At 60.0% G+C, this 25,521-nt stretch carries 20 protein-coding genes, 1 tRNA gene and 2 riboswitches; of the genes, 18 read left to right on the forward strand and 3 right to left on the reverse strand.

Annotated elements, in window-relative coordinates; genetic code table 11:
• The first annotated feature begins 4 nt into the window (after positions 1–4).
• The 4 genes from fdhE to BK659_RS08545 all read left to right on the forward strand — a co-directional run bounded on the left by fdhE (position 5) and on the right by BK659_RS08545 (position 4,594).
• The gene (fdhE, locus tag BK659_RS08530; RefSeq protein WP_123424636.1) at positions 5–931 is read left to right on the forward strand and encodes a formate dehydrogenase accessory protein FdhE; all 927 of its coding nucleotides are present in this window, start codon (positions 5–7) and stop codon (positions 929–931) included.
• A 220-nt stretch (positions 932–1,151) separates the two neighbouring features.
• Positions 1,152–2,576, forward strand: a complete 1,425-nt coding sequence (gene selA / locus BK659_RS08535) for an L-seryl-tRNA(Sec) selenium transferase (protein ID WP_123424637.1) — start codon at positions 1,152–1,154, stop codon at positions 2,574–2,576.
• Entirely contained in the window at positions 2,573–4,492 is a 1,920-nt protein-coding gene (gene selB, locus BK659_RS08540; RefSeq protein WP_123424638.1) for a selenocysteine-specific translation elongation factor, read from the forward strand. The genes selA and selB overlap by 4 nt, the downstream gene beginning before the upstream one ends.
• A gap of 6 nt (positions 4,493–4,498) precedes the next feature.
• Positions 4,499–4,594 (forward strand) — tRNA-Sec (locus BK659_RS08545).
• Positions 4,595–4,616: 22 nt separating this feature from the next.
• Here BK659_RS08545 and BK659_RS08550 read toward each other — a convergent pair.
• Positions 4,617–5,567: a magnesium transporter gene (locus tag BK659_RS08550; RefSeq protein WP_221178145.1), complete on the reverse strand. Its 951-nt coding sequence runs from the start codon at positions 5,565–5,567 to the stop codon at positions 4,617–4,619.
• A 145-nt stretch (positions 5,568–5,712) separates the two neighbouring features.
• A riboswitch (M-box (ykoK) riboswitch) is annotated at positions 5,713–5,887 on the reverse strand.
• 375 nt (positions 5,888–6,262) lie between these two features.
• Positions 6,263–6,429: riboswitch (yybP-ykoY riboswitch) on the forward strand.
• Between the two features lie 10 nt (positions 6,430–6,439).
• On the opposite strand from BK659_RS08550, the gene BK659_RS08555 reads away from it, so the two are divergent.
• Entirely contained in the window at positions 6,440–7,447 is a 1,008-nt protein-coding gene (locus tag BK659_RS08555; protein WP_259740224.1) for a sodium:calcium antiporter, read from the forward strand.
• Positions 7,448–7,476: 29 nt separating this feature from the next.
• Here the strand turns inward: BK659_RS08555 and BK659_RS08560 are convergent, their stop codons facing one another.
• Positions 7,477–8,136 carry an MliC family protein gene (locus tag BK659_RS08560; RefSeq protein ID WP_123424640.1) on the reverse strand — a complete coding sequence of 220 codons (660 nt, stop codon included), beginning with the start codon at positions 8,134–8,136 and terminating at the stop codon, positions 7,477–7,479.
• A gap of 269 nt (positions 8,137–8,405) precedes the next feature.
• On the opposite strand from BK659_RS08560, the gene BK659_RS08565 reads away from it, so the two are divergent.
• The 8 genes from BK659_RS08565 to BK659_RS08600 all read left to right on the forward strand — a co-directional run bounded on the left by BK659_RS08565 (position 8,406) and on the right by BK659_RS08600 (position 15,993).
• Positions 8,406–9,389 carry a GlxA family transcriptional regulator gene (locus BK659_RS08565; RefSeq protein WP_185015295.1) on the forward strand — a complete coding sequence of 328 codons (984 nt, stop codon included), beginning with the start codon at positions 8,406–8,408 and terminating at the stop codon, positions 9,387–9,389.
• A 198-nt stretch (positions 9,390–9,587) separates the two neighbouring features.
• Positions 9,588–10,568 (forward strand): quinone oxidoreductase family protein, encoded by a 981-nt coding sequence (locus tag BK659_RS08570; RefSeq protein ID WP_123424642.1) that lies wholly within the window; start codon positions 9,588–9,590, stop codon positions 10,566–10,568.
• A gap of 14 nt (positions 10,569–10,582) precedes the next feature.
• On the forward strand, positions 10,583–11,431 hold the full coding sequence (locus BK659_RS08575; RefSeq protein WP_123424643.1) for a TauD/TfdA dioxygenase family protein: 849 nt from the start codon (positions 10,583–10,585) through the stop codon (positions 11,429–11,431).
• Positions 11,432–11,523: 92 nt separating this feature from the next.
• On the forward strand, positions 11,524–12,576 hold the full coding sequence (locus BK659_RS08580) for a beta-keto acid cleavage family enzyme (RefSeq protein ID WP_123424644.1): 1,053 nt from the start codon (positions 11,524–11,526) through the stop codon (positions 12,574–12,576).
• A 93-nt stretch (positions 12,577–12,669) separates the two neighbouring features.
• Positions 12,670–14,001: an MFS transporter gene (locus BK659_RS08585; protein WP_123424645.1), complete on the forward strand. Its 1,332-nt coding sequence runs from the start codon at positions 12,670–12,672 to the stop codon at positions 13,999–14,001.
• Positions 13,998–14,663: a DsbA family oxidoreductase gene (locus BK659_RS08590; RefSeq protein WP_123424646.1), complete on the forward strand. Its 666-nt coding sequence runs from the start codon at positions 13,998–14,000 to the stop codon at positions 14,661–14,663. The genes BK659_RS08585 and BK659_RS08590 overlap by 4 nt, the downstream gene beginning before the upstream one ends.
• Positions 14,660–14,986, forward strand: a complete 327-nt coding sequence (locus BK659_RS08595; RefSeq protein WP_123424647.1) for a Rieske (2Fe-2S) protein — start codon at positions 14,660–14,662, stop codon at positions 14,984–14,986. The genes BK659_RS08590 and BK659_RS08595 overlap by 4 nt, the downstream gene beginning before the upstream one ends.
• A complete protein-coding gene (locus tag BK659_RS08600; RefSeq protein WP_123424648.1) occupies positions 14,983–15,993 on the forward strand; it encodes a YeiH family protein in 1,011 nt (336 codons plus the stop codon). The genes BK659_RS08595 and BK659_RS08600 overlap by 4 nt, the downstream gene beginning before the upstream one ends.
• A gap of 299 nt (positions 15,994–16,292) precedes the next feature.
• Here the strand turns inward: BK659_RS08600 and BK659_RS08605 are convergent, their stop codons facing one another.
• Positions 16,293–17,345, reverse strand: a complete 1,053-nt coding sequence (locus BK659_RS08605) for an AraC family transcriptional regulator (RefSeq protein ID WP_123424649.1) — start codon at positions 17,343–17,345, stop codon at positions 16,293–16,295.
• Between the two features lie 353 nt (positions 17,346–17,698).
• Between BK659_RS08605 and BK659_RS08610 the strand changes: the two genes are divergently transcribed.
• The 5 genes from BK659_RS08610 (at position 17,699) to BK659_RS08630 (ending at position 25,518) form a co-directional block, all read left to right on the forward strand.
• Complete coding sequence (locus BK659_RS08610; protein ID WP_123424650.1) at positions 17,699–18,265, forward strand: RBBP9/YdeN family alpha/beta hydrolase; 567 nt, start codon at positions 17,699–17,701, stop codon at positions 18,263–18,265.
• A gap of 129 nt (positions 18,266–18,394) precedes the next feature.
• The gene (locus tag BK659_RS08615; RefSeq protein WP_123424651.1) at positions 18,395–20,407 is read left to right on the forward strand and encodes a DUF1302 domain-containing protein; all 2,013 of its coding nucleotides are present in this window, start codon (positions 18,395–18,397) and stop codon (positions 20,405–20,407) included.
• A gap of 40 nt (positions 20,408–20,447) precedes the next feature.
• Positions 20,448–21,806, forward strand: coding sequence for a DUF1329 domain-containing protein (locus BK659_RS08620; RefSeq protein WP_123424652.1), 1,359 nt, complete (start codon positions 20,448–20,450; stop codon positions 21,804–21,806).
• 72 nt (positions 21,807–21,878) lie between these two features.
• Complete coding sequence (locus BK659_RS08625) at positions 21,879–22,952, forward strand: WD40/YVTN/BNR-like repeat-containing protein (protein ID WP_123424653.1); 1,074 nt, start codon at positions 21,879–21,881, stop codon at positions 22,950–22,952.
• Between the two features lie 31 nt (positions 22,953–22,983).
• Complete coding sequence (locus tag BK659_RS08630; RefSeq protein WP_123424654.1) at positions 22,984–25,518, forward strand: efflux RND transporter permease subunit; 2,535 nt, start codon at positions 22,984–22,986, stop codon at positions 25,516–25,518.
• The last annotated feature ends 3 nt before the right edge of the window (positions 25,519–25,521 follow it).

Genomic DNA, 25,521 nt, shown 5'->3' on the forward strand with positions numbered 1-25,521 from the left:
TGCCTTGAGCCTGATACTTGAGCCCGGCCAGATCGAAGCGTCGGCGAGCACGCCGCCGTTCCTGCGTCTGCCGCCGCACAACCTGTTCACCTTGCGCGCGATGCGCCTGGAGCGATTGGCCAATGGGCATCCACTCGCCGACTACCTGCATCTGGTCGCCAGTCTGTGCCACCTCCAGCAGAGTCTGTTGGACGAACCGCCGCTAACTCCTGCCCCAGCCCACGAACGCCTGTTGTTGTGCCAGGAACACGGCTTGCCACCGCTGGCCGCCGACAGTCTGGTGCGCGAGGGCGGCTGGCTGCCGTATCTGGAAACCTTGCTGCGGCGTTACCAGGCACCGCCACGCTCTGCCGTGAAAAATGCCGTGGCAACCTTGCACAACGCCAGTGTCGGGCAACGCAAAGTCTGGGCGATTGCCTTGCTCAGCGGCCAGTACGCGGGGCTGCCGGCGGCACTGGTGCCGTTTCTCGGCGCGGCCTTGCAGGCGGCCTGGAGCCAATGGTTACTCAGCATGCCGACTGGCGAATTGAAGCCTTGCACCAGCCTCGGCCAATGCCCGGCTTGCGGTTCACCGGCCATGGCCGGGGTGATTCACCAGCGGGGCAAATACAACGGGCTGCGTTATCTGGTGTGTTCGCTGTGTGCCTGCGAATGGCATGTGGTGCGGGTCAAATGCGTCTACTGCGAGCAGAGCAAAGGGCTCAAATACGTCAGCTTCGAGGATGACCGCCATACGGCCGACCAGGCACCGCTGCGGGCTGAAATCTGCCCCGGCTGCAACCGCTACCTGAAACTGCTCTACCTGGAAAATGACGCTGAAGCCGAAGCACTCTCGGCGGACCTGGCGAGCTTGACGCTGGACATGCGCCTGGACCTGGAAGGCTACCAGCGTCTGGCGCCGAACCTGATGCTGACGCCTGGGGGAGATTGATCGCCGGTACGCATACCGTAACCCCTGTAGCAGCTGCCGCCAGGCTGCGTCAAAGTCCGCAGGACTTTCATGCAATCACGAATTCTGCGCCCGCTTCGCGAGCGAACGCAGCCTTCGGCAGCTGCTACAGGGGCCACTATTTGCCCCAACATCAGCGCTTGCCTCACGAGGAGCAAGACGGCATCTACACTCAAGGCCTGTACAGACGGTGGAAATTTCTATGTTGTCTGCCAAGGCCCCATCGCGTTTGCCCTCAATCGACAGCCTGCTACGCAGCCCCGCCTGCCAACCGCTGGCCGAACGCTATGGCCGCGAGGCCTTGCTCGTCACCCTGCGCCAGTTGCTTGATGACCTGCGCGAACCGGTTCAACTGGGCCAGCTTGACGCCATTGAACTCACGGCTCAGGTATTGGCGGGGAGGGCCGGCGAGCGCCTGGAAAACCAGCACCGCAGTCGGGTACGGCGAGTGTTCAACCTCACCGGCACGGTGCTGCATACCAACCTCGGTCGGGCACTGTTACCGGAGGAAGCGATCGAGGCAGTGCAACAGGCTGCCCGCTATCCACTTAATCTGGAATTCGATCTGGAAAGTGGCAAGCGCGGTGATCGCGATGATCTGATCGAAGGCCTGGTACGCGAGCTGACCGGTGCCGAGGCGGTAACGGTGGTCAACAACAATGCCGCTGCCGTGTTGCTCGCGCTCAACAGCCTGGGTGCGCGCAAAGAGGGCATCATCTCCCGTGGCGAACTGATCGAAATCGGCGGTGCATTCCGCATCCCTGACATCATGGTTCGGGCCGGGGTCAAGCTGCACGAAGTCGGCACCACCAACCGCACCCATGCCCGAGACTACGAAGCCGCCATTGGCACTCGCAGTGGTTTGTTGATGCGCGTACACACCAGCAATTACAGCATTCAGGGCTTTACGGCCCAGGTGCCGACCGCCGAACTGGCGCAACTGGCCCACCGGCATGGACTGCCATTGCTTGAAGATTTGGGCAGCGGCAGTCTGCTGGACCTGACTCGCTGGGGCCTGCCCGCCGAACCGACAGTACGCCAGGCGCTGGCCGACGGGGCGGATATCGTCACCTTCAGCGGCGACAAGTTGCTGGGTGGTCCCCAGGCGGGATTGATCGTCGGTCGCAAGGACCTGATCGCCCGGATAAAGAAGAACCCGCTCAAACGGGCCTTGCGCGTCGACAAACTGACCCTGGCGGCCCTCGAAGCGGTGCTGGGGCTGTACCGCGACCCTAACCGATTGGCCGAACGTCTGCCCAGTCTGCGTCTGCTGACCCGCCCGCAAGCCGATATCCTGGTTCAGGCCGAACGTCTGCGTCCGCTGCTGGCGCACGTGTTGGGCGACGGCTGGGGGGTGGCCGCGTTGCCTGCACTGGGGATGATCGGCAGCGGCAGCCAACCGGTGGCTCGGTTGCCAAGCGCTGCCTTATGCCTGCGCCCGCTGGTATCCAAACGTATGCGGGGACGGCAATTGCATGGTCTGGAAGCGGCGTTGCGCGCCTTGCCCATTCCGGTGATCGGTCGTATCGACGACGATGCCCTGTGGCTGGACCTGCGCCAACTGGACGACGAAGCGACCTGGCTCGCTCAACTGGACCTGCTGCAAGGGGTGGGGGAGGCAAGGTGATCGTCGGCACCGCCGGACACATCGACCATGGAAAAACAGCGTTGCTCGCAGCCCTGACGGGGCAGGCCGGTGACCGGCGCCGGGAAGAACGCGAACGTGGCATCACCATCGACCTGGACTTCCTTTATGCACCGCTGAAACCCGGGGCGGAAATGACCGGTTTTATCGACGTGCCCGGTCACGAGCGTTTCATCCACAACATGCTCGCTGGCGCTCAAGGCATCGACCTGGTGCTGCTGGTAGTGGCTGCCGATGACGGGGTCATGCCCCAGACCCGCGAGCATTTGGCAATCGTCGAGCTACTGGGCATCCCCCAGTTGCTGGTCGTGATCAGCAAATGTGACCGGGTCGAGCCCGACCGAGTGCAGTCGGTACACGCCCAGGTCGCCGCGTTGCTGGCGTCAGGGTCGTATAACGGTGCGCCGCAGTTCGCCGTGTCGAGCCTTACCGGGGAGGGCATTGAAGCCCTGCGCCTAGCATTGCTGGCCGCCCAGTGTGAGGTCCGCCAGCGTAGCGCCAGTGGGGGATTCCGTCTGGCAATCGACCGCGCTTTCAGCGTAACCGGCGCCGGTATTGTGGTTACCGGCACAGCGTTGGCCGGGCAGGTCAAGGTGGGCGATACACTCCTGTTGGGTCGGACAGGCAAGCTTGTGCGAGTGCGGAGTTTGCATGCGCAGAACCACGTCGTCGTCGAGGCCTGGGCCGGGCAGCGGGTGGCGTTGAACCTGAGTGCCGAGCGCCTGGCCCTGGAACAAATTCACCGGGGTGACTGGTTACTGGCCGAGTGGCTGTTCGCGCCCACGCAGCGCCTGGACATCGAGATGCAGTTGCTGGCCAGTGAACCACGCGCCTTCGAGCATTTCAGCCCGGTGCACGTGCATCTGGGCACTCAGGACGTCACCGCCCGGGTCGCATTACTGGAGGGCACACACCTGGAACCGGGTGAGCGGATGTTCGCGCAACTGTTGCTGAACACGCCGTTGCAGGCGGTGCATGGCGACCATCTGGTTTTGCGCGACCAGAGCGCGCGGCGCACCCTCGGCGGCGGGCGGGTGCTCGACCCGTTTGCACCGGCACGCCAGCGCCGCAGTCCGACCAGACTGATGCAGTTGCAAGCCCTGGCCGCCAGCGAAAGTCTGGAGCAAACACTGCCAGAACTGCTTGCCAACAGTGACGCCGGGCTCGACCCCTTGCGCCTGGAACGCCAGTTCAATCGCCTGCGCAGCACCTGGCAGTTGCCGGCAGATGTTCGTGTCATTGCTACGCGCCAAGGTCCGTTATTGTTCAACACTGCACGTTGGGAGACGCTGAAAGTTTCGTTGCTGGAGCAACTGGCGCGCTTTCATCAACTTGAACCGGACGAGTTGGGGCCAGACCGGGATCGCTTGCGCCGGTTCGCAGCCACGCCGCTGGACCGACCGACCTTCATCGCTCTGCTCGACGAACTGCTGTCCAGCGGCGCCATTGCCGCCAGTGGACCATGGCTGCATTTACCCGAACACCAGGCTCGACTGAGCGAAGAAGACGAGGCCCTGTGGCAACGCTTGCAGCCGCTGTTCGAACAGGCTGGCTTCGATCCACCCTGGGTGCGCAACCTGGCCAGCGCCGTTGGATGTGATGAAGCTGCCGTGCGCTTGCTGCTACGCAAGCTGGCGAGATCAGGGCTGGTTCATCAAGTTGTCCGTGACCTGTTTTACCTCGACGCTTCGGTGCGCGAATTGGCAGCTATGCTGTTGCAACTGGTCGCCGACAATCCGCTGATTCAGACGGCGGCGTTTCGAGACAAGGTAGGGATCGGCCGCAAGCGCAGTATCCAGATACTTGAGTTTTTCGACCGGATCGGCTTGACCCGGCGGTTTGGCGACCAGCGTCGCATCCGTGCGGAGAATGCTCTGGCACAGCGAACCGAGGACTGACTTCAAGGAAGGCAATCGCGTCCGGTGGCGCGGCCGGGCTTCAAACCCGGTTGGGGGCGGCAGCCGTTCCCGGGCAGGTTCGACTCCCGCTGCCTTCCGCCATTTAACAGAGGGTGGTTTCGACTTAAACCGGCAGGTCAGTCATCACCAGTTTGGCAATGTTGAAATAGATGACCAGGCCGGTACCGTCGATAAAAGTAGCGATGAAGGGGGCCGAGACCACTGCCGGATCAATGCGCATCTTTCTTAACAGCATCGGGATGATGGATGAGACGATGGCGCTCCAGATGGTGATGGCGACCAGCGTCAGGCAGACCACCATGGCGATTTCCGATCCCACCCCCAGCATCCACGCCCGGATCCAGGCCACGATGCCGATCGCCAGCGCGATCATGAAGGAGGTGGTCACTTCCTTGCGCAAAACCGTGCCGACATTTCGCAGGCTGACTTCGCCCAAGGCCATGGCCCGCACCAGGGTGGAGGTGATCTGCGTGCCGCTGTTGCCGCCAGTGCCGATCAGCAAGGGAATGAAGAAGGCCAGGGCGATAGCGGCTTCGAGCTGCTCTTCGAATACTTGCAAAATGGTGCTGGTGTAGGCTTCAGCGAGGAACAGCAGCAGTAGCCAAGGCAAGCGTTTTTTCCACAAACTCCACGGGCTGGTGCTGAGATAGGGCGTTTCCAGCGGCAGGCTGGCGCCCTGGCGTTGGGCATCGTCGGTGCCTTCGTCTTGAATCAGCGCCGCGATTTCTTTCTCATACAACACACCCAGCAGCCGGCCTTCGCTGACGACGGGGACGATGTCCACGCCTTTCTCGATCAGCTCCGGCACGATGTCGCGCCGCAGTTGATTCGGTGAAACCGAAAAGCGGATAGGCATCATCAGTTCGCGAACGCAAAGGTCCGTGATTTTTTCGGTGAGCAGTTTCTTGACCGACAGTTGGCCATGCACAGCGCTATTCGGATCAGTGACAAAGATGTGCGCCGGAATATCATCGTCCGGCAGTTGCTTGAGCAGATGTTCCCTGGCCTGGCTGACCGTCATGCTGCCGGTCACGGTGATGAGCAGAGGGCTCATATAAGACACCACTGTGTCTTTCAGCCGGATGTCCTTGAACGTGGAAGGGGTAGCGCTTGCCATTGACATTTGAGGTAGTCCCCGTAGCTGTTTTGACCACAAACAGTTCTCACATAGGGGCGTAAACCAGAGAAGAGAGTGCAGAAAGCGATCTCCACGTCTAAGTTTTGGCACTGTACAACGTATCCGGGCCACTCCGGCCGGAAGTCACTTGGGCTAAACCTTAATCCGATAGAGCCTGTCTTAACCTTGGGCGTCTCTCGACGTCGTCAGATCAGTGACCTGTGTTTGTACAGGAGCCTCGCCGAACGAGATACTGCAACATTAAATAAACCAGGCGGGGCCGATCTGGAATCGGGCATCGCCGGTGTCAACACACTGTTTTTTGATTACCTCCAAATATAAAAATTACCACGCAAGACTGTTGGGTAATCCCCAACGGCTTACTTCCGGAACAAGAGTAAGAGAGATTGCTTTTGCTGTAACCCGCTCGATGGATAGTGTTCAGCGTTCATTCAGAAATTGCTGCCGAAGCGCTTTTGAGACATGGAATGTTACAAATGCTTGTATCGAGCGCTTAAAGTTCCGCCTGCTCTAGCTATATATGAGCCTGCAACAAAGTAATAAGGTCTTGAGTTTGAAGACTCGCAACTAAGCCGTTGACGCATGTGTACTTCATCTTTAGGATCGCCGTTCCCTTGGGGAGTAGCCGCCTTCGTTTCCGGAAGGGGTCACGTCAACATACTTGGCTCGCAAGCCATGGCGTGACCGGTCGTATGACTTGGCAAGACCATTGGTGAAGATACCTGTCTGTGGGTCGGACGCGGGTGTCTGAACCATTGGCTCTTGTGTCCGGCCCCTCAGGTTTCCTCATGCATTCAATGCCCATGACGTTTGCGTTGCTGTTGGGCTCCGCGGTTGTCATCTATCTGGCTTGTGAATACTTCGTCAATGGCGTCGAGTGGGTCGGTCGCAAACTTGCGGTCGGGCAGCAGGCCACGGGCTCCATTCTGGCGGCCTTCGGTACGGCGTTACCCGAAAGTGTGATCACGTTCATTGCCGTTGTGTTTGGCGACACGCCAGAGCAGAAGTCCCTCGGTGTCGGCGCTGCACTCGGCGGTCCTCTGGTCCTGGCTACGATCGCCTATGCGGTAGTCGGTGTGACGCTCTTGCTGTGTCGTCAGCGCTTGGCGAATACCGAGGCGATCCGTCAGGACTTCAAACGACTCAGCCGTGATCAAGGATGGTTCCTCGCGATCTTTGTGGCGAAGATCGCGCTCGGTCTTGTCGTATTCGTATACAAACCTTGGCTCGGTGTTCTTTTCCTGGCGGCCTATGCAGCGTATTTCTGGAAGGAAATGCGTGCTGAGCAGGATGAAGAAGAGCATGAGCTTGAACCCCTGAAGCTGTCGCCAGGCCAAGCGACTCCGTCGACGTCGGCTGCCGTGACTCAAACGCTTATCGCCTTGGCGGTTATCTTTGCTGCTTCGCACTTCTTTGTTGGACAGCTCGATGCCCTGGGTCCAATGCTGGGTATTCACCCTCAACTGTTGGCCCTGTTGCTCAGCCCGATTGCTACCGAGTTACCCGAGACGCTGAATGCCATCATCTGGATTCGGCAGGGCAAGCACCGGCTGGCCTTGGCCAACATCAGTGGCGCCATGATGATTCAAGCCACAGTGCCCACTGCATTCGGTTTGTTCTTTACGCCTTGGGCGCTGGACAAGTCGCTGGTTTTGGCGGGGGTCATCACTCTGCTAGGTGTGGGCATCATGTTCCTGGCTTTCCGAAAGGGCATCATCTCGCGCTGGCTGTTGGCATCGATGGCTTTGCTATATGTCCTCTTTGCAGTCCTGGTGAAGGTTCTTGATCTGACCTAAATGTGTATACCGTACCTGCGCCAGAGAAATCAGCTGGCCGGCTCGGCCGTACAACTCATTTCCCCTGAGCCGGGCTTCTGGAAAAGGATCACATCGGCGTTTTGCCAGAAGCTGTAGTTCCCCTGGTAATCTTTGCCTGTGTAGTGGGTTCCCGAATCACTCTGCACCTGGCTCAGGGTGATCGAGCTGTTTGCCCATTTCAGGTACACCACACCAGGCTGCGTGCTAAAGAACGTGGCAGCAATCAGCGCGTTAATCCCGGTACAACGAAAAACCAGGGGGCCTTCGGTGAGTCTGTCTGGATCCTTGGTTCTCACAATTGCCGAGCCTTGGCGTAGCTGGTGCGCGCGCTCGGCATAACTTCGGATCGTGCACGCCTTGGGCGCAGGCGTGGAGGCACACTGATTGCGGGCCTCGATCCAGAACTGCTGGTCGATCATGACTTTGTCTGGACGCGATACTGAATGTTCATCCGTGAGCGCCAGGCGATAAAGACGCGTCAGTTCGATATCCATCTGCGCCAGTTGCGGATCGCGACAGATAAGCTTTTCGACGGATGCACTTGCCTTGGCACAGTCGAAGCTGGTCTTGAAGAGTGGCGAAGGGGGCGCAGCATTTGCACAGGTGCTCGTCGCCGCGCACAGGCTGGCAGCGAGCAGACAGGTGAAAAGGGTCGTGAGCGTTTTCATGTTGGCTTCACCCAGATCATTACGTGATGCCCGGATTGCCGTGGGACCTATCGATCTGTTGAACAGTCATTCATTTGCATTGGGTGTATCGCAGTGTAAGTCAGTGCTCAAAACCTGCCACACCGGCTGGCGGCGGCCGGGTTTCAGCCCGTAGTACACTTTATACTCCGGCGGTTAGCATGACGCTTTATCAACGCACCAAACGACAGTGTCGTTAACGTAACCGAGTGGATCAAACATTGATCGAACGACGCCAATTTAGCGGAGGTATGAAGGGCAAGAATCTTCGCTATCTGAATGAAAACCCCAGCGAGATGCCTCAAATGGCTCGGACAGGATTCCTGCTGCTCGAGCATTTTTCGCTGCCTGCGTTTACCCAGGCACTGGATACGATTGTCACTGCGAATCTTCTACGGCCCGGGTTGTTCTCTTCCCGAACGTTCGGCTTGAATGACGGGGAAGTTGTCAGCGATCTGGGCCTGGTCATTCGGCCGGATGCACGCATCGATTCTTCAGCCATTCAAAACGTCGATCTGCTGGTCATTTGCGGCGGCTACAGGACAGAACTCAAGGCAACGGACGAGCTCATCCATGTGCTGAGAGCTGCCGCAGACCTCGGTGTCAGTCTGGCCGGGTTGTGGAATGGCGCATGGTTCCTGGGCAGGGCAGGATTGCTTGACGGTTACCGTTGCGCCATCCACCCCGAACATCGCCCCGCACTTGCGGAGTTCTGCAAGGCGACGCAGGTCAGCAGTGAGCCCTATATCATTGATAGAGACCGGCTTACTGCTTCCAGTCCCTCTGGGGCATTCCACATGGCGCTGGACTGGATCAAGGGATTACACGGTAAAGCGCTCGTCGAGGGTATTGAGGACATCCTGGCTTTCGAGGAGTCTCGTTATCGGCGTATAAAACCGGCTGAAAATATCTGTGTGAGCGCACCATTACGCGAGGTGGTGAAGCTGATGGATGCCAACCTCGAAGAGCCTTTGGAATTGGAGCAGTTGGCGGTCTACGCTGGCCGTTCACGCAGACAACTCGAACGCTTGTTCAAGGAACAACTGGGAACGACGCCGCAACGGTATTACATGGAACTGCGTATCACCGAGGCGCGCCGACTGCTCCAGCACACAGAGCTATCCCAGGTAGACGTGTTGGTTGCTTGTGGCTTTGTATCCCCCAGTCACTTCAGCAAGTGCTATAGCTCGTACTTTGGATACAGGCCCTCCAAGGAAACGCGACTCGTCAAATAAAAACTTTTTTCGAGTCTGCGTACGCCCCCTTGAATTCTTCCGCTGAGAATCTGTTTGCGAATCTGCAAGCGGGTAGCTGTCACGAAATGAAAAGCCATTGTCGTCTGATGAGAAGCGGCCCGCCAGACTGCGTCCTACAGTCCAATCAGCGCAAATCGACGCAGCACGCCAACCTTGCAGAATGGAGAATAAGAAAACATGGCCAACGCCGTACGCTTCTACGAAACCGGTGGTCCCGACGTTCTTCGTTATGAAGAGGTCGAAGTCGGCGAACCCGGTCCAGGCCAGGTCCGTCTTCGTCATGTGGCGGTCGGCCTGAACTATGCCGACACCTATTTTCGCAATGGCACCTACCCGATCCCGATGCCTAACGGCATGGGGGTTGAGGCCTCCGGTGTGGTCCAGGCAATCGGCGAGGGGGTAACCAACGTACAAGTGGGTGATCGCGTCACCTACACCGGATTTCTCAATACATTGGGTGCCTATAGCACTGAGCGTCTGATTCCGGCCGCGCCGCTGATCAAGCTGCCGGAAACCATCAGTTTCGAGACGGCCGCGGCCATGACCATGCGCGGCCTGACGTCGGCGTACCTGATGCGGCGCATTTACGATTTCAAGGCGGGCGACAGTATTCTGCTGCACGCCGCCGCCGGTGGTGTGGGCCTGATCGTTTCGCAGTGGGCCAAGCTGCTCGGCCTGACTGTCATCGGCACCGTGTCCACCGAGCTCAAGGGCGAAATCGCCCAGGCCCATGGCTGCGATCATGTCATCAATTACAGCCATGAAGACGTCGCCCAGCGCGTTCGCGAATTGACGGACGGCGTCGGTGTCAACGTGGTGTTCGACAGTGTCGGCAAGAACACCTTCATGGGCTCCCTGGATTCGCTCAAGCGCCGCGGCCTGATGGTCTGCGTCGGCACGGCGTCCGGCCCGATCCCGGCTTTCGATCCGGTACTGCTGGCGATGAAAGGCTCGCTGTTCATGACCCGCCCGGCCTTGGCCGATTACATCGCCGACCCGCTGGAAAAAACTGCTCTGGCGGACGAGTTGTTTGGCCTCGTCGGCAGCGGTCGGATCAAGATCGAGATCAACCAGCACTATGCGTTGCAAGATGCCGTGCAGGCCCATCGCGACCTGGAATCACGCAAGACCACGGGTTCATCGATTTTCGTCATTTAAGGGAGTCGCCTGCCATGAAAGTCGAACAATTGACCTGCAGCATTGGCGCGGAACTGCTCGGCGTGAACCTCGCCGACGCGATCCACGACAATGGTCTTTTTGCCGAGATTCGTGCTCAGCTACTCAAGCATCGGGTGGTGTTCCTGCGTGATCAGGACATCACTCGCGCCGAGCATGTGGCATTCGCCCGCCGTTTCGGCGAGCTGGAGGATCATCCGGTGGCTGGCAGCGATCCGGATCATCCGGGCCTGGTGCGCATCTACAAGAGTCCGGATCAGCCGATTGACCGCTACGAAAATGCCTGGCACACCGATGCTACCTGGCGCGAAGCACCGCCGATGGGCTGTGTGCTGCGTTGCGTGGAATGCCCGCCCGTGGGCGGCGACACCATGTGGGCCAACATGGTGGAAGCCTACGCACGCTTGCCGGATGACGTGAAATCGAAGATTGCCGACCTGCGCGCCCGCCACAGTATCGAAGCAAGTTTTGGTGCCGCCATGCCGATCGAAAAGCGTCTGGCACTCAAGGCGATGTACCCGGATGCCGAGCACCCGGTGGTGCGCACCCATCCGGAAACCGCTGAAAAGGTACTGTTCGTCAATGCCTTTACCACCCACTTGAGTAACTACCACACCCCCGAGCGGGTACGTTTTGGCCAGGACGCCAACCCTGGCGCGAGTGAGCTGCTGCGCTACCTGATCAGCCAGGCCTATATCCCCGAGTATCAGGTGCGCTGGCGCTGGAAACCCAACAGCATCGCTATCTGGGACAACCGCAGTACCCAGCACTACGCCGTCATGGATTACCCGCCGTGCCATCGCAAGATGGAGCGTGCCGGGATCATCGGCGACAAGACTTACTGATCGACCGCAACTGCATTCGCACTCGCACCTGCATACAGGCTTACCCGGCACGACCCCATGTGGGCGGACAACCATAATAATAGGAGTAACTCATGCAATTCTTCGACGATTCCCTGCACCCGGAAAACATGGAAAAGGTGGTCATCACCGTGGCCCCGTATGGCCCTGAGTGGATGCCGGAAGACTTTCCCGAAGACATCCCGTTGACCATGGATGAGCAAGTACAGAAAGCGGTCGATTGCTATGAAGCCGGGGCTACCGTACTGCACCTGCATGTGCGCGAACTGGACGGCAAGGGTTCCAAGCGTCTGTCCAAATTCAATGAGTTGATTGCCGGTGTGCGTGAGGCCGTGCCGGACATGATCATCCAGGTCGGTGGTTCGATTTCCTTCGCCCCCGAAAGCGATGGCGAAGCCGCCAAGTGGCTGTCTGACGATACGCGCCACATGCTGGCCGAGCTGACGCCAAAACCCGATCAGGTCACGGTGGCGATCAACACCACCCAGATGAACATCATGGAGCTGCTCTATCCGGAATACCTGGAAGGCACTTCCCTGGCTAACCCGGCCTATCAGGCTGCCTACAGCGAGATGACCGTGCCGGCGGGCCCGGCCTGGGTCGCGGAGCATCTGCGTCGGCTGATGGCGGCGGGTGTGCAGCCGCATTTCCAGCTGACCGGCATGCATGCCATGGAAACCCTTGAGCGCCTGGTGCGCAAAGGCGTGTACATGGGACCGTTGAACCTGACCTGGATCGGCATCGGCGGCGGTTTCGATGGCCCCAATCCGTTCAACTTCTTCAACTTTGTCCACCGCGCTCCGGACGGCTGTACCCTGACCGCCGAATCGCTGCTGAAGAACGTGCTGCCGTTCAATGTCATGGCAATGGCCATGGGGATGCATCCACGGGTGGGCATTGAAGACACGATTATCGATCACAAAGGTGAGCGTTTCAGCTCGGTGCAGCAGATCGAGCAAACCGTGCGCGTAGCCCATGAATTGGGTCGCGCAATCGCCACCGGTAAAGAAGCCCGTGAAATTTACCGCATCGGTGTGCAGTACCAGAGTATCGATGAAACCCTGTTGGCCAACGGCATGGCCCCCAACCGCAAGGCTGGCCAGAAAGGTGTGCCGCAACGCGACTGATCGACAGCGAGGGCGGGAGGTCGACGGCCTCTCGTTCGCTGCATTGCAACACGCTCGATAACAATAAATACAACAATGTTTCGAGGAGGCTGCATGGCCTTTCACCCAATCGCCGCAGACGATGACGACGCCAGTGGTGTCGGTATTGCGCGCAAATATGCCTGGATCGTCTTCGCACTGACGTTCGGCCTGTTGATTTCCGATTACATGTCGCGTCAGGTGCTGAACGCGGTATTCCCGATGCTCAAGGGCGAGTGGGCACTGAGCGACGGCCAGCTCGGGTTGCTCAGTGGCATTGTCGCCTTGATGGTTGGCCTGCTGACATTCCCTCTGTCATTGATGGCGGATCGCTTCGGACGAGTAAAAAGTCTGGCACTGATGGCACTGCTGTGGAGTCTGGCCACACTGGGCTGCGCCTTGGCGCAGGACTACCAGCAGCTGTTTATTGCCCGCTTCATGGTGGGTGTCGGCGAAGCGGCCTACGGCAGCGTTGGCATCGCGGTAGTGATTTCGGTCTTTCCCAAACATATGCGCGCAACCCTGGCCAGCGCCTTCATGGCGGGCGGCATGTTCGGTTCAGTATTGGGCATGGCGTTAGGCGGTGTAATCGCCGCCAAGTTGGGTTGGCGCTGGTCGTTCGCTGGCATGGCGCTGTTCGGCCTGCTACTGGCCGTGCTTTACCCGATCATCGTCAAGGAGGCGCGCATCGCCCCCCAACGCGCAGCCCTCACCGCAAACAAGGCCGTTGCAGCGGTCAAGCGCCCATTACGCACGCTGTGTTCCAGCCGTTCAGTGGTCGCGGCCTATATCGGCAGTGGCTTGCAACTGTTCGTTGGCGGCACCGTGATTGTGTGGATGCCCAGCTACCTCAATCGTTATTACGACATGGGTACAGACAAGGCGGGCGGTGTCGCGGCGATCATCGTGCTGTGCAGCGGAGCGGGAATGATTCTGTGCGGCATGCTCAGCGACCGCATGTGTCGCGACTCACCGGAACGCAAGGTCGCTCTGGCCATCGCGTTTTGCCTGGGCAGTTGCCTGCTGCTGTCGGCGGCGTTCGCCTTGCCGGCGGGGCCAGCGCAACTGGTGCTGATCTGTCTGGGAATGCTGATTGCCGCCGGCACCACCGGACCTGCCGGAGCGATGGTTGCCAACCTGACTCATTATTCAGTCCACGGCACTGCCTTCGCCACGCTGACCCTGGCCAACAACATGCTTGGGTTGGCCCCGGGGCCGTTCATCACCGGCAAGGTGTCCGACCTCATCGGCTTGCATGCTGCTTTTCAATGGGTGCCACTGGTCAGCATCGCGGCAGCGGCGGTGTTCTTTTATGCCAAGTGTCATTACCACAAAGATATCGCCCGCCTTGCGGGAGAGCGTGTCAACGAGTCGGTGAGCGAAGCCGTGTTGGAGGTGAAGGTGTGAGTGGTCGTTTACGTATTGATGTGTTCTTCGATTTCATCTGCCCGAGGTGCCTGATCGGTAAGCGCCAACTGGAACGTGCGCAGGATTTGCTGCGCATCCAGCAACCGGATGTGCAAATCACCACGGTGTGGCACGGGGTGCAGTTGTTGCCGCAACTGCCGGTACAGGGCGAGCCCTTTGCCGAGTTTTATCGCAAGCGCCTGGGCAGTGCCGAAGCGGTGAGTCTGCGCCAGGCTCAGGTGCAGCAAGCCGCGATGGCGGTGGGGGTGCCCATCGACCTGAGCCGCATCGCCACCATGCCCAATACCGCTGATGCCCATCGCTTGCTGGAGCGTGCCGCTGTGCTGGGCAGTACGGCACAGCGTGATGTCTTGCTTGAACGTCTGTTCGCTGCCTACTTCCAGTACGGCGAGGACCTGGGTTGTCATGAGACCTTGATCGCCATCGCCCAGGCGTGTGGCTTCGACGCTGATGCCATGGCCTCCGTTCTGCAAGGTGACGGCGATCCTTACGTCGGCAACGAGGCAGGAGCTGGCAGCGGTGTGCCGTGTTTTCAATTCGACCGTCGCCTGACGGTGGTAGGCGCGCAGCCTGCCGAGGAACTGCTTGGCGCAATGGGCGAAGCCTTGCTCGATAGCCATCGCGCGCGGCTACCGGCATGAGCCGGCGTGTACCCGTGCCTGCCGGAAAACTCCCGCGGGCGGGAGGCCGTGCGCTGGTTGAGTTCGAGGGCAAAAGCCTGGCGTTGTTCAACGTCGAGGGCGATCTGTTTGCCATCGACGACGATTGCCCACATCAGGGCGCCTCGCTGTGTGGCGGGCGCCTTGAGGGGCGGGTGATTCAATGCTGCGCCCATGGCCTGCGCTTCGATCTGCGCAGCGGCTACTTGCTCAATTCAACCCAACTCAAAGTCGCCAACTACCCGGTCGAGGTCGTCGACGGCCAGGCATTCATCGTCATTGTTTCTGAGGAGTCCGTGCCATGAGCACCATCGCTCTCACCCGTGTCCATAGCCGAACGCGCGAATTGGCGCCGGGTTTCATCGTCAGTCTGATTGTGGCGGCGGCAGCCTCCTTTCTGTCCGAGCATTATGGTGCGCCGGTGATGCTGTTCGCCTTGCTGCTGGGCATGGCGCTCAACTTCCTGGCCAGTGACGGCGCGTGCAAGGCCGGCATCGAGTTCACCGCCCGCACCGTGTTGCGTATTGGCGTGGCGCTGCTGAGCATGCGCATCACACTGGAGCAGATTGCCGCTCTTGGCTGGAAGCCAGTGGCCTTGGTGGTGATTCTGGTGGTGGTGACGATTGGCGTTTCGGTGGTCGCGGCCAAGGCGCTGGGTTTTCAGCGTTTGTTCGGCATGCTCACCGGCGGGGCAACCGCGATCTGTGGCGCCTCGGCTGCACTGGCGCTAGCGGCGGCGTTACCCAATCATCCGCAGAAAGAGCGTGCCACGCTGTTCACCGTCATTGGGGTGTCGGCACTGTCGACCACGGCGATGATCCTGTATCCGATGATTGCCAACTGGCTGTCGTTGTCACCCCAAATGGCAGGGATGTTCCTCGGCGGCACCATCCACGATGTCGCTCAGGTGGTCGGTGCCGGTTACAGCCTGTCGACCGAGACCGGTGACATAGCCACGGTGGTCAAGCTGATGCGGGTCGCCATGCTGCTGCCGGTGATCCTCTGCGCCACCCTGATCACCCGTATGCAGGGCGCCGATACGGCGGGCAAACGACCGCCGCTGCTACCGTGGTTCGCCGTCGGTTTTCTGATTCTGGCCTGTATCAACAGCACCGGCTGGGTCGCTCCAGTGGTACAGGGCTCGGTCAACGAACTGTCGCGCTGGTGCCTGGTGGTTTCCATCAGCGCCTTGGGGATGAAGACTCAGCTCAAGGAGCTGGCCGCAGTCGGCATCAAGCCCATCCTGCTGATGGTAGGGGAGACGGTGTTCCTTGCTGTGCTGGTGCTGTTGTTGCTGCACTGGGGCTTCTAAGCCCGTTAAGAAATACTGGCTGCGGCAAACCTTTTTGTAGCAGCTGGCGAAGCCTGCGTTCGGCCGCGCAGCGGTCGTGAATTCAAACGATAGGGTGCTTCAGGAAAACCGCGCACTCAGTTTTTACGACTGCTACGCAGCCGAACGCAGGCTTCGCCAGCTGCTACTGAGCGTTGCACTGCGTTGCCTCCATGGCGCGGTGGGACTCTCGGCCGGTGTCACAAACACCGGTTCTTTTGCGGCGACTGTACTAGCAGTCGCCGTTTTTTTTTGCAATCCCTGCGTCTATCTCAATCGGTTCAGGGTTCGGTGGAGCCGGGCAGGGTGGTCGGGGCCATCGGTGCTTTGATGGCCTGTTTTTGTGCGCTGCGCCACGCGGCGGGAGGCATGCCAAACTGGGAGATGAACCAGCGTGTGAAGGAGCTCGCCATGGAGTAACCGAGCATGTCGGCGATCCGGCCCAGCGAGTAATTCGGGTTTTCCAGGTAACGCAGTACCAGATCGCGGCGCACATCGTTGATCAGGTCGTTGAAGGCGCAGCCATCGTCTTTGAGGCGGCGCTGTAGCGTCCGAACGTTCATGCCCTGGGTCTGGGCGATCTGCTCGATGGTGGCGCGTCCCATCGGCAACAACAGGTAGATGGCTTTGCGCACCTCGAACAGCATCGACGGTCCTTCGTGGCTCAGCAGTGAGTCGAGGTAACTCTGGGCGTAGCGAGCCATGGCCGGATCGGCATGGGGATTGGTCATGTCGAGGCTGGCATCTGAGCAGACAATGCCATTGAACTCGCTGCCGAACTCCAGAGTGCAACCGAACAGGCGACGATGCAGTTGCAGGTTGTCGGGGGCCTGATGCGTGAAGTTGACGCTGTAGGGGTGCCAGTGTGTGCCAAGCAAGGCGGCGCACAGGCGGAACATAACCCCGATTGCCAGCTCAGTGGCTTGTCGGCAGGGCATCGGTGATTCGGTGACCACCTCCTCGCGAATGATCACCATCTTGCCGGCCTCTTCAATGAAAATGGCCAGCGAATCGTTCATCAAATGACGGTAATGCACCACGACCTGCAAAGCATCACGCAGCGTACGCTGGTGGCTGAGCAGCAGGCTGACCACACCGAAGTCCGAGAGTTGGCGCGACTCGGCCATGCTCAGGCCGAAGCTCTGGCAGCCACTGGCGGTAGCCGACTCTTCAAGCAAGCGCACGGCGGCATCGATGGGAATCCGGTGTTCAGGGGCTTGCAACTGGGCCTTGCTCAGGCCGACGGCCGCCAGTAAATCGCGTGGGTTGAACCCCAGGTACTGAGTGACCTCCAGGTAGTTGGTCAAGACGGCGGCGCGAACAAGCTTGGTCATGCGAAGGTCTTTCCTGGGCAGATTCCGATGGAAATGAGCGTGGCGACTATATCCAGCACATCATCAATTGAACAGTTGTGACGTCATCGATGGTGTTCCTGCGGATCTGTCGGGACTCACCACCGACTTATGGATCAATTGACGCTCACCCGTTGATTACAGTGGCCTTGAGCGGACCTGTCGGTTTTTTGACCAGTGGTCGCGCCACTCCAACGCCTGGAAATCTGTCATCAAAAGAAAAGTGGCTGACGTCCAATGAAAAGCGCCTCGGGTGGGCGCTCTTTAATGTCGGTACTACAAAAAGCTTCTGGCGATAGAGCCGGTCGAGTCATCGAGAAAGCGAAGGTGTTGACGTGGACAAACTGCAAACTGCCGCAACCGTTCTGATCGTACCGGGCCTGCGCGAGCATGTTGCCGAGCATTGGCAAACGTTGCTTGAGGCCAGGCTGAGCAAGGTGCGCAGTGTGCCGCCGCTTGAAACCGACAAGCTCGACTGCAGCGCCCGGGTCCGGGCGATTCAGCACGAACTGGAGCAGATCGAAGGGCCAGTGATTCTGGTGGCCCACAGCGCCGGCGTGTTGATGGTCGCGCACTGGGCTGCGCGACATAGCCGCCCAATCAAGGGCGCTCTGCTGGCCGCGCCACCGGATCTTGATGCCGATTGGCCGCAAGGCTACCCATCCGCCCAAACCCTGCGTACCCAGGGTTGGGATCCTCTTCCCCAAGGCCCGCTGCCGTTCCGCAGCCTGGTGGCCGGCAGCACCAACGATCACCTTGCCAGCCTGGATGCCGTCACTCGCCTGGCTAAAGGCTGGGGTGCCGAACTGCTCAATCTGGGCGCGGTGGGTCATCTCAATCCGGCTGCGGGTTATGGCCGCTGGCCACAAGCCGAAGCACTCATCCTCGAGTTGGACCGCTAGTTCAGGAGCCGGCTGGCCGCTAGCCATCCGGCAATTGCCCTCATTCCTGAAAAACGCAAACCCCTGGAACAAGGGGTTGCGTGAGGGCGGCTGCGCTTAAAACAAATACAAAAAGGCGGAGGCAACGCAATGCACAACAATAAGAGTCACGGGTTTACACCCTCGCGTTACACCTTGTTGGCCTCGGCCATTCTGGCCGCAGCCATGCCGGTGGCCCATGCGGTCGAACTCGATACGGGTAACCCGGACTGGACCGCGCGTTTGGATAACACCGTCAAATACAACTACGGCGTGCGCACCGAGAGCGCCGACAAGCGCATGTTGGGGACACCGAACAACAACGATGGCGACTATAACTTTCGCAAGTCCGGGACCAATATCACCAACCGAATTGACCTGTTGACCGAGATGGATGTGGTCTACAAGAACAGCATGGGCTTTCGCCTCAGTGCCGCCAGTTGGTACGACAAGGCGTATGAAAATACCGGCTCCAATTCCAATCCGTTCGTCAACGGCAACGACGCAAGGTCGGGCCTGGTCGCCAACGACCCACGCCTTGCCGCGGTCACTACAGACAATGTCGGCAATGGCAGTCCCCACCTGAGCAACTATGCCCAGCGTTATTACACCGGTCCCTCCGGCGAAATTCTTGATGCCTTCGTTTTCTACAGCACCGAAGTGGGCGAAGAGTCCCTGCTGAGCGTCAAGGCGGGTCAGCACAACGTGTTCTGGGGCGAGACCGTTCTCAACCCCGTGCACTCGATCAGCTACGGCCAGTCTGGCCTGGACCTGGCCAAACTGGCGGCCTCGCCCGGTACCGAAGCCAAGGAACTGTTCGTTCCGCGTAATCAGCTGTCGATGTCGTTCACCGTCAATCCGGAGTTGACCGTTGGCGCCCAGTACTTCCTGGATTGGGATGCTGCCCGACTGCCGGAAGCCGGTACCTACTATGGCGGTTCCGATCTGGTCGGCTTCGGCGCGCAGTCTTTCCTACTGGGCAACACCAATGCCGTGGTACCCGGCAGCCCTCTGGGCTGCGGCCTGGCCCCCTGCAATGGGCTGACCAACGTGCGTCGGGGACACGATCTGACGCCGGATAAAAGCGGAGACTGGGGCGTGATGGCCAAGTGGTCGCCCGCCTGGCTGGACGGCACGCTCGGCGTCTATTACCGCAAGACCTCGGACATTTTGCCTCAAGCCTGGTTGAACGCTACCGGGCTGACGTCGGCCAATCCCAACGGGACTCCGCCAGCGGGTATGGTGCCGGCGGTCGTTAACACGCTTAACTCGCTGAGCACCAGCACCTATCAACTGGCCTATGCCGACAATATCCACATCTTCGGTCTGAGCCTGTCCAAGGATGTGGGCGGTGTGAGTGTGGGCTCGGACCTGAACATTCGTCACAACATGCCGCTTGCCAGCATCCCGGCGATTCTCAGTTCCACCGGGCCGCTAGGGTTGGGCGCCGGTCTGGGTCTGTTGCCTGCTCGTACGGCGCAGACCGGCATCGTCTATGACGTCCCGAGCAAGGGCGACAGCATGAGCGCCACCGGCGACACGCTGCACTGGACGCTCAACGGTCTGATGACCTTTCCCAAGACGCCCGTATTTGATTCGGCAACCCTGCTCACCGAGCTGTACTACAGCAATCTGCTCAAGCTCGATAGCAAGAACGAAGCGCTCTACAAGGGCAATAGCAGCTACCGCGGCGTCGATGCTCCGACTCGGGACAACTGGGGCATCGCAGCCAACTTCACGCCGACCTGGTACCAGGTACTTCCTGGTGTCGACTTCAACATGCCGATGTCCATCAACATGGGGCTTGCCGGTGTGTCACCGGTATCCGGCGGCGGTGCGAAAGACACCGGTAACTATGCGGTCGGCGTCGGTGCCGTTGTTTACAACAAATACTTTGTCGACCTGAAGTACGTGGACTCCTTCGGCAAGACCGACAAGTGTGATGTCAGTGGTGTGAGTACCGGCGCGGCCAATGCTGGCAGCGGGGACGGCTCCACGCCGAACGCCTTCAGCGGCAACCAGAACTACGCGTGTTATGGCGGTGGCTACTCGGCCTTTTCCGGTGGTGGCGCAACTACTGCGGACCGTGGCGCCGTTTACCTGACGATGAAAACCACCTTTTGATTCACCCATGGCTTAGTCACCTAAGCAGGAGAACAACAAGATGAAATTCGTGCACACATTGCTGGCCGTTTCTCTGACCATGGCCGTTGCCGCTCAGGCACAGGCCGCTGTATCGGCTCAGGAAGCCGCCAGACTGGGCAGCAACCTGACCCTGGTCGGGGCGGAAAAAGCCGGGAACGCCGATGGCTCCATTCCCGCCTATTCGGGTGGCCTGACCACGCCACCGGCCAGCTTCAAAGCCGGTGACAGCATGCGCCCGGACCCCTTTGTCGACGAAAAAACACTGCTGGTGATCGACGGCAAGAACGTCGATCAGTACAAAGGCGAGCTGACGGCGACCACGGTAGAACTGGCCAGGCGTTTCCCCAGCTTCCATGTCAATGTCTATCCGACTCACCGCACCGTCACACTGCCCAAGGCTGTGCTGGACAATGGCGTGAAAAATGCGACTGGCGCCAAATCCCTCGAAGGTGGGCTGGCGATCGACAACGTGCTGCCCGGAGTGCCGTTTCCAATCCCGCAGTCGGGCAACGAGGCGATGTGGAACTTCCTGCTGCGTTATCAGGGGGTCAGCATCAACTCCAAGTACGACTCCTGGAACGTCGACTCCGCAGGCGTTCCGAGCCTGGCAACTACCGGGCAGGCGTTCATTTCCTATCCGATCTACGAAAACCTGGCGCAGCCGATCAGCAGCGCCGACGTGTACTACCAGATGAAGCTGTCCTACACCGGACCTGCGCGCCGGGCCGGCGAAGCGGTGATGCTCAAGGACGCCGCCAACCCGTTGCAACAGCCGCGCCGCGCCTGGCAGTACCTGCCTGGCCAGCGTCGGGTCAAGCTGGCGCCGAACCTGGCCTACGACACGCCTAACCCCGGCACCGCCGGTGCGGGCACCTACGACGATGTCTTTGTGTTCAACGGTGCACTGGACCGTTACGACTGGAAGCTGGTGGGCAAGCAGGAAATGATCGTGCCTTACAACACCTACAAGCTGACCTACGCCCAGGACCCCAAGTCGCTGACCACCGCCAATCATCTGGCACCTGACTACGTGCGCTGGGAAAAACACCGGGTCTGGGTGGTGGAAGGCAACCTCAAGGCCGGTGCGCGGCACATCTATCAGAAGCGTCGTTTCTACCTGGATGAAGACAGCTGGACCGCTCTGGCCTCAGATCAGTATGACGCCCGTGGTCAGTTGTACCGTGGTTCCTTCGCGTTCCTCAGCCAAAGCTATGACAAGCAGATCCCGGATTCCACACCCTTCATGATCTACGACCTGGTCGGTGGTTCCTACAACATCAACGGTGTGGTGGGGCCTTACGGCGGCATCAGGTACACCGATCCGCTCTCCAAGGCGCAGTGGTCGCCGGAGTCCCTGGCGGGTTCCGGCATTCGCTAATGCGAACACCAGGTTTGAACGTCGGGCTGCACGGTTGTGTGTCCCGGCGCGGCTATCTGAAGAGGACGCGGTATGTGTTCGTACAAAAAGTACCTGCAATTGGCGCTAGGCATCTTGTTTGCAATGTTGCAGGGGCTCACCCAGGCGGCCAGTTATGTCGATGTATTGGATCTGCCGGCCAGGGCCAGCGCCCTGGCTGTCAGCAGCCCGTTGTCCGGCATGGCGCGCGCTGGTGAGCGATTGATTGCGGTCGGGCAACGTGGCCACATTCTCTATTCCGATGACTCCGGCAAACACTGGCAGCAAGCCGCGGTGCCGGTGAGTGCCGATCTCACTGCGGTGAATTTTCCTTCCGCCATGCAGGGCTGGGCAGTCGGCAACGACGGCGTGGTGTTGCACAGCAGCGACGCCGGGGTTACCTGGCGCAAGCAACTGGACGGCCGCCAGATCGGTGCCTTGCTGGTCAAGCATTATGGGGCGTTGGCCAGTGCAGAACCCGGCAACGAACAATGGCCACTGCTGGCCGCCGAAGGCCAGCGGCTGGTGGAGCAGGGCGCGGATAAAACCTTGCTCGATGTCTGGTTCGCCAACGACAACCTTGGTTATGTGGTCGGTGTGTTCAACCTGATCCTGCGCACCGAGGATGGTGGCCAGAACTGGACACCGTTTCAGGACCGTACCGACAACCCGCAGGGTTTTCACCTCAACGCCATCGCCTCCACTGGCGACGGGCTGTACATCGCTGGGGAGCAAGGCCTGTTGCTCAAATGGGATGAGGCTCATCAGCGTTTCGCCGCCGTGCAAACACCCTATCAGGGCAGCTTTTTCGGCGTGGTTGGCAAGCCCGGTGAAGTGATTGCCTATGGCTTGCGCGGCAACGTGCTGCGCAGCACGAACGGCGGCCTCAGTTGGACTGCGCTGGACAGCGGCCTTCACGTCAGCATCACCGCCGGCATCGTCGACGCCAGCGGTCATTATCGCTTGTTCACCCAAGGCGGACAGATGCTGGTCAGTCAAGGGACTGGCGCGGACATGCACCTGATGCGGCAACCCGAACCGTCACCGGTGGCCGGCGCCACTCAGGCCGCCGATGGCGCGCTGGTGGTGGTGGGCAGTCGTGGTGCACAGACATTGTCCATCGAATAAGACCTCGAACCCTTAGAGCGAGAACCCAGACATGGGCAATATCAAGCAAGACACCATGCCGGTGATCCGCGACGTGCGTGACTTCGACCGCCACTCCGGCAACCGGCTGGAGCGGATGGTGTTCAACTATCGCCCGCTGTTCATGCTGCTGATGGCGCTGGCCACTGTGGTGCTGGGCTACATGGCCGCAACACGTCTGGAACTGCGCCCCAGCTTCGAGAAAATGATTCCGCAGAGCCAGCCGTACATCCAGAACTTTCTGGAAAACCGCCAGTCACTGCGCGGCTTGGGTAACTCGGTGCGCGTGGTCGTGGAGAACACCCGGGGCGATATCTTCGACCCCGCTTACCTGGACGTGCTTAAACAGGTCAACGATCAGTTGTTCCTCACCGAAGGCGTCGACCGCGCCTGGATGAAGTCGTTGTGGAGCCCGGCGGTGCGCTGGACCGAAGTCACCGAGGAAGGCTTCCAGGGTGGCCCGGTAATGCCCGATGCCTATGAGGGCAAGCCCGAGCAAATAGAACAGTTGCGCCAGAACATTTCCCGCGCCGGGATCGTCGGCAGTCTGGTGGCCAGTGACTTCACGTCGAGCATGTTGGTCGTACCGCTGCTGGACAAGGCTGCCGCCGGTGGTCAGCGCATCAACTACCACGGGTTCTCGCAGATGCTTGAAGAGCAGTTGCGCGACAGGATCGAGTTCGCCGGCGACAGCTCCGCCCGCAAAGCCGGGGAAGAGGGCAAGGGCCAGTACAAGATCCGGGTGATCGGTTTCGCCAAACTGATGGGCGACCTGATCGATGGCCTGATTCAGGTGATGATGTTCTTCGGACTGGCCGTGGTCACCTCGCTGATAATCATTTTCCTCTACACCCGTTGCGTGCGCAGTACCTTGCTGGTGGTCGGCTGCTCGCTGGTCGCGGTGATCTGGCAACTGGGCATCGTCGCCTGGCTGGGCTATGCCATTGATCCGTACTCGGTGCTGGTGCCTTTCCTGATCTTTGCCATCGGTGTGTCCCACGCGGCGCAGAAGATGAACGGCATCATGCAGGACATTGCTCGTGGCACCCACAAACTGATCGCCGCGCGCTACACCTTTCGCCGTCTGTTCATTGCCGGCGTCACCGCGCTGCTGGCCGACGCTGTGGGTTTCGCCGTGCTGATGCTGATCGACATTCCGGTGATCAAGGACCTTGCCATCACTGCCAGTATCGGCGTTGCGGTACTGATCTTCACCTCGCTGTTGCTGATGCCGGTGGCGCTTTCCTATGTTGGCGTCGGTGCGAAGGCTGCAGAGCGCGCCCTGAAAATCGACACCCGGGCGGACGGGCACAAAGGCTTTGGCAAACTGTGGGACTGGCTCGACCGTTTCACCACGGCCAAGTGGGCCACGGGCGCCGTTCTGATCGCACTCTTGATGGGCATCGGCGGCTTTGTGATCAGCCTGCACCTGAAGATTGGCGACCTCGAGAGTGGTGCACCGGAGTTGCGTGCCGATTCTCGCTATAACCGTGACAACGCCTACATCACCCGTCACTACGCGTTATCCAGCGACCTGTTCGCGGTGATGATCAAGACACCTCCGGAAGGCTGCCTGAGCTACAAGACACTGGTCCTCGCCGACCGTCTGGCCTGGGAGCTGCAACAGTATCCGGGCGTGCAGGCGACGGCCTCGCTGGTCAATGCCGTGCGCCAGATCACAGCGGGGAGCTATGAGGGCAACCCCAAGCTCAACAGTATCCAGCGCAACCAGGACGTCTTGAACTACGCCGCGCAGCAAGCCTCGGTCAACTCCCCGGAGCTGTTCAATACCGACTGCTCACTGATGCCGGTGATTGCCTTTCTCAAGGACCACAAGGCCGAGACCCTGGATGCGGTGGTCGGGATCGCCGACACCTTCGCCCGGGAAAACAGCAGCGATGACCGCCAGTTCCTGCTGGCTGCCGGGACCGCCGGCATTGAAGCCGCGACCAACATCGTGGTGCGCGAGGCCAATCGCACCATGCTGCTTTACGTCTATGCGGCGGTGACGCTGTTTTGCCTGATGACCTTCCGCAGCTGGCGCGCCACGCTGGTTGCGCTGTTACCGCTGGTGCTGACCTCGATCCTTTGCGAGGCGTTGATGGTGGTCATGGGCATTGGCGTGAAGGTGGCGACCCTGCCGGTGATCGCGCTGGGCGTGGGGATCGGTGTGGACTACGCGTTGTACCTGCTCAGTGTGCAGTTGCATTACCAGCGTCAGGGCCTGCCGCTGACTCAGGCCTACCGCAACGCCGTGTCGTTTACCGGCCGGGTGGTGGGTCTGGTGGGCATCACCCTGGCGGCCGGTGTGGTGTGCTGGGTTTGGTCGCCGATCAAATTCCAGGCGGACATGGGCATCCTGCTGACCTTCATGTTCCTGTGGAACATGCTCGGTGCGCTGATTCTGATTCCTGCCCTGTCGCATTTCCTGCTGCGGGGGGTGTCGCTTGATCGTCACCCTGTTCCGGAGGCCCCTCAGGGGCATGCCGGTGAAACCGTCCCAACCCAACCTTCGGGCATGCATCACGCCCAGACTATTGCGGAGTAAGCC

It is taken from the genome of Pseudomonas brassicacearum (assembly GCF_003732225.1).
Taxonomy (GTDB): Bacteria; Pseudomonadota; Gammaproteobacteria; order Pseudomonadales; family Pseudomonadaceae; genus Aquipseudomonas; species Aquipseudomonas brassicacearum_E.

What these genes read in the sequence shown, in the direction of transcription:
- selA (WP_123424637.1), top strand. Translation starts at nt 1,152, where the DNA reads ATGTTGTCTGCCAAGGCCCCATCGCGTTTGCCCTCAATCGACAGCCTG.
- BK659_RS08550 (WP_221178145.1), bottom strand. Translation starts at nt 5,567, where the DNA reads ATGAGCCCTCTGCTCATCACCGTGACCGGCAGCATGACGGTCAGCCAG.
- BK659_RS08555 (WP_259740224.1), top strand. Translation starts at nt 6,440, where the DNA reads ATGCATTCAATGCCCATGACGTTTGCGTTGCTGTTGGGCTCCGCGGTT.
- BK659_RS08560 (WP_123424640.1), bottom strand. Translation starts at nt 8,136, where the DNA reads ATGAAAACGCTCACGACCCTTTTCACCTGTCTGCTCGCTGCCAGCCTG.
- BK659_RS08565 (WP_185015295.1), top strand. Translation starts at nt 8,406, where the DNA reads ATGAAGGGCAAGAATCTTCGCTATCTGAATGAAAACCCCAGCGAGATG.
- BK659_RS08570 (WP_123424642.1), top strand. Translation starts at nt 9,588, where the DNA reads ATGGCCAACGCCGTACGCTTCTACGAAACCGGTGGTCCCGACGTTCTT.
- BK659_RS08575 (WP_123424643.1), top strand. Translation starts at nt 10,583, where the DNA reads ATGAAAGTCGAACAATTGACCTGCAGCATTGGCGCGGAACTGCTCGGC.
- BK659_RS08580 (WP_123424644.1), top strand. Translation starts at nt 11,524, where the DNA reads ATGCAATTCTTCGACGATTCCCTGCACCCGGAAAACATGGAAAAGGTG.
- BK659_RS08585 (WP_123424645.1), top strand. Translation starts at nt 12,670, where the DNA reads ATGGCCTTTCACCCAATCGCCGCAGACGATGACGACGCCAGTGGTGTC.
- BK659_RS08595 (WP_123424647.1), top strand. Translation starts at nt 14,660, where the DNA reads ATGAGCCGGCGTGTACCCGTGCCTGCCGGAAAACTCCCGCGGGCGGGA.
- BK659_RS08600 (WP_123424648.1), top strand. Translation starts at nt 14,983, where the DNA reads ATGAGCACCATCGCTCTCACCCGTGTCCATAGCCGAACGCGCGAATTG.
- BK659_RS08605 (WP_123424649.1), bottom strand. Translation starts at nt 17,345, where the DNA reads ATGACCAAGCTTGTTCGCGCCGCCGTCTTGACCAACTACCTGGAGGTC.
- BK659_RS08615 (WP_123424651.1), top strand. Translation starts at nt 18,395, where the DNA reads ATGCACAACAATAAGAGTCACGGGTTTACACCCTCGCGTTACACCTTG.
- BK659_RS08620 (WP_123424652.1), top strand. Translation starts at nt 20,448, where the DNA reads ATGAAATTCGTGCACACATTGCTGGCCGTTTCTCTGACCATGGCCGTT.
- BK659_RS08625 (WP_123424653.1), top strand. Translation starts at nt 21,879, where the DNA reads ATGTGTTCGTACAAAAAGTACCTGCAATTGGCGCTAGGCATCTTGTTT.
- BK659_RS08630 (WP_123424654.1), top strand. Translation starts at nt 22,984, where the DNA reads ATGGGCAATATCAAGCAAGACACCATGCCGGTGATCCGCGACGTGCGT.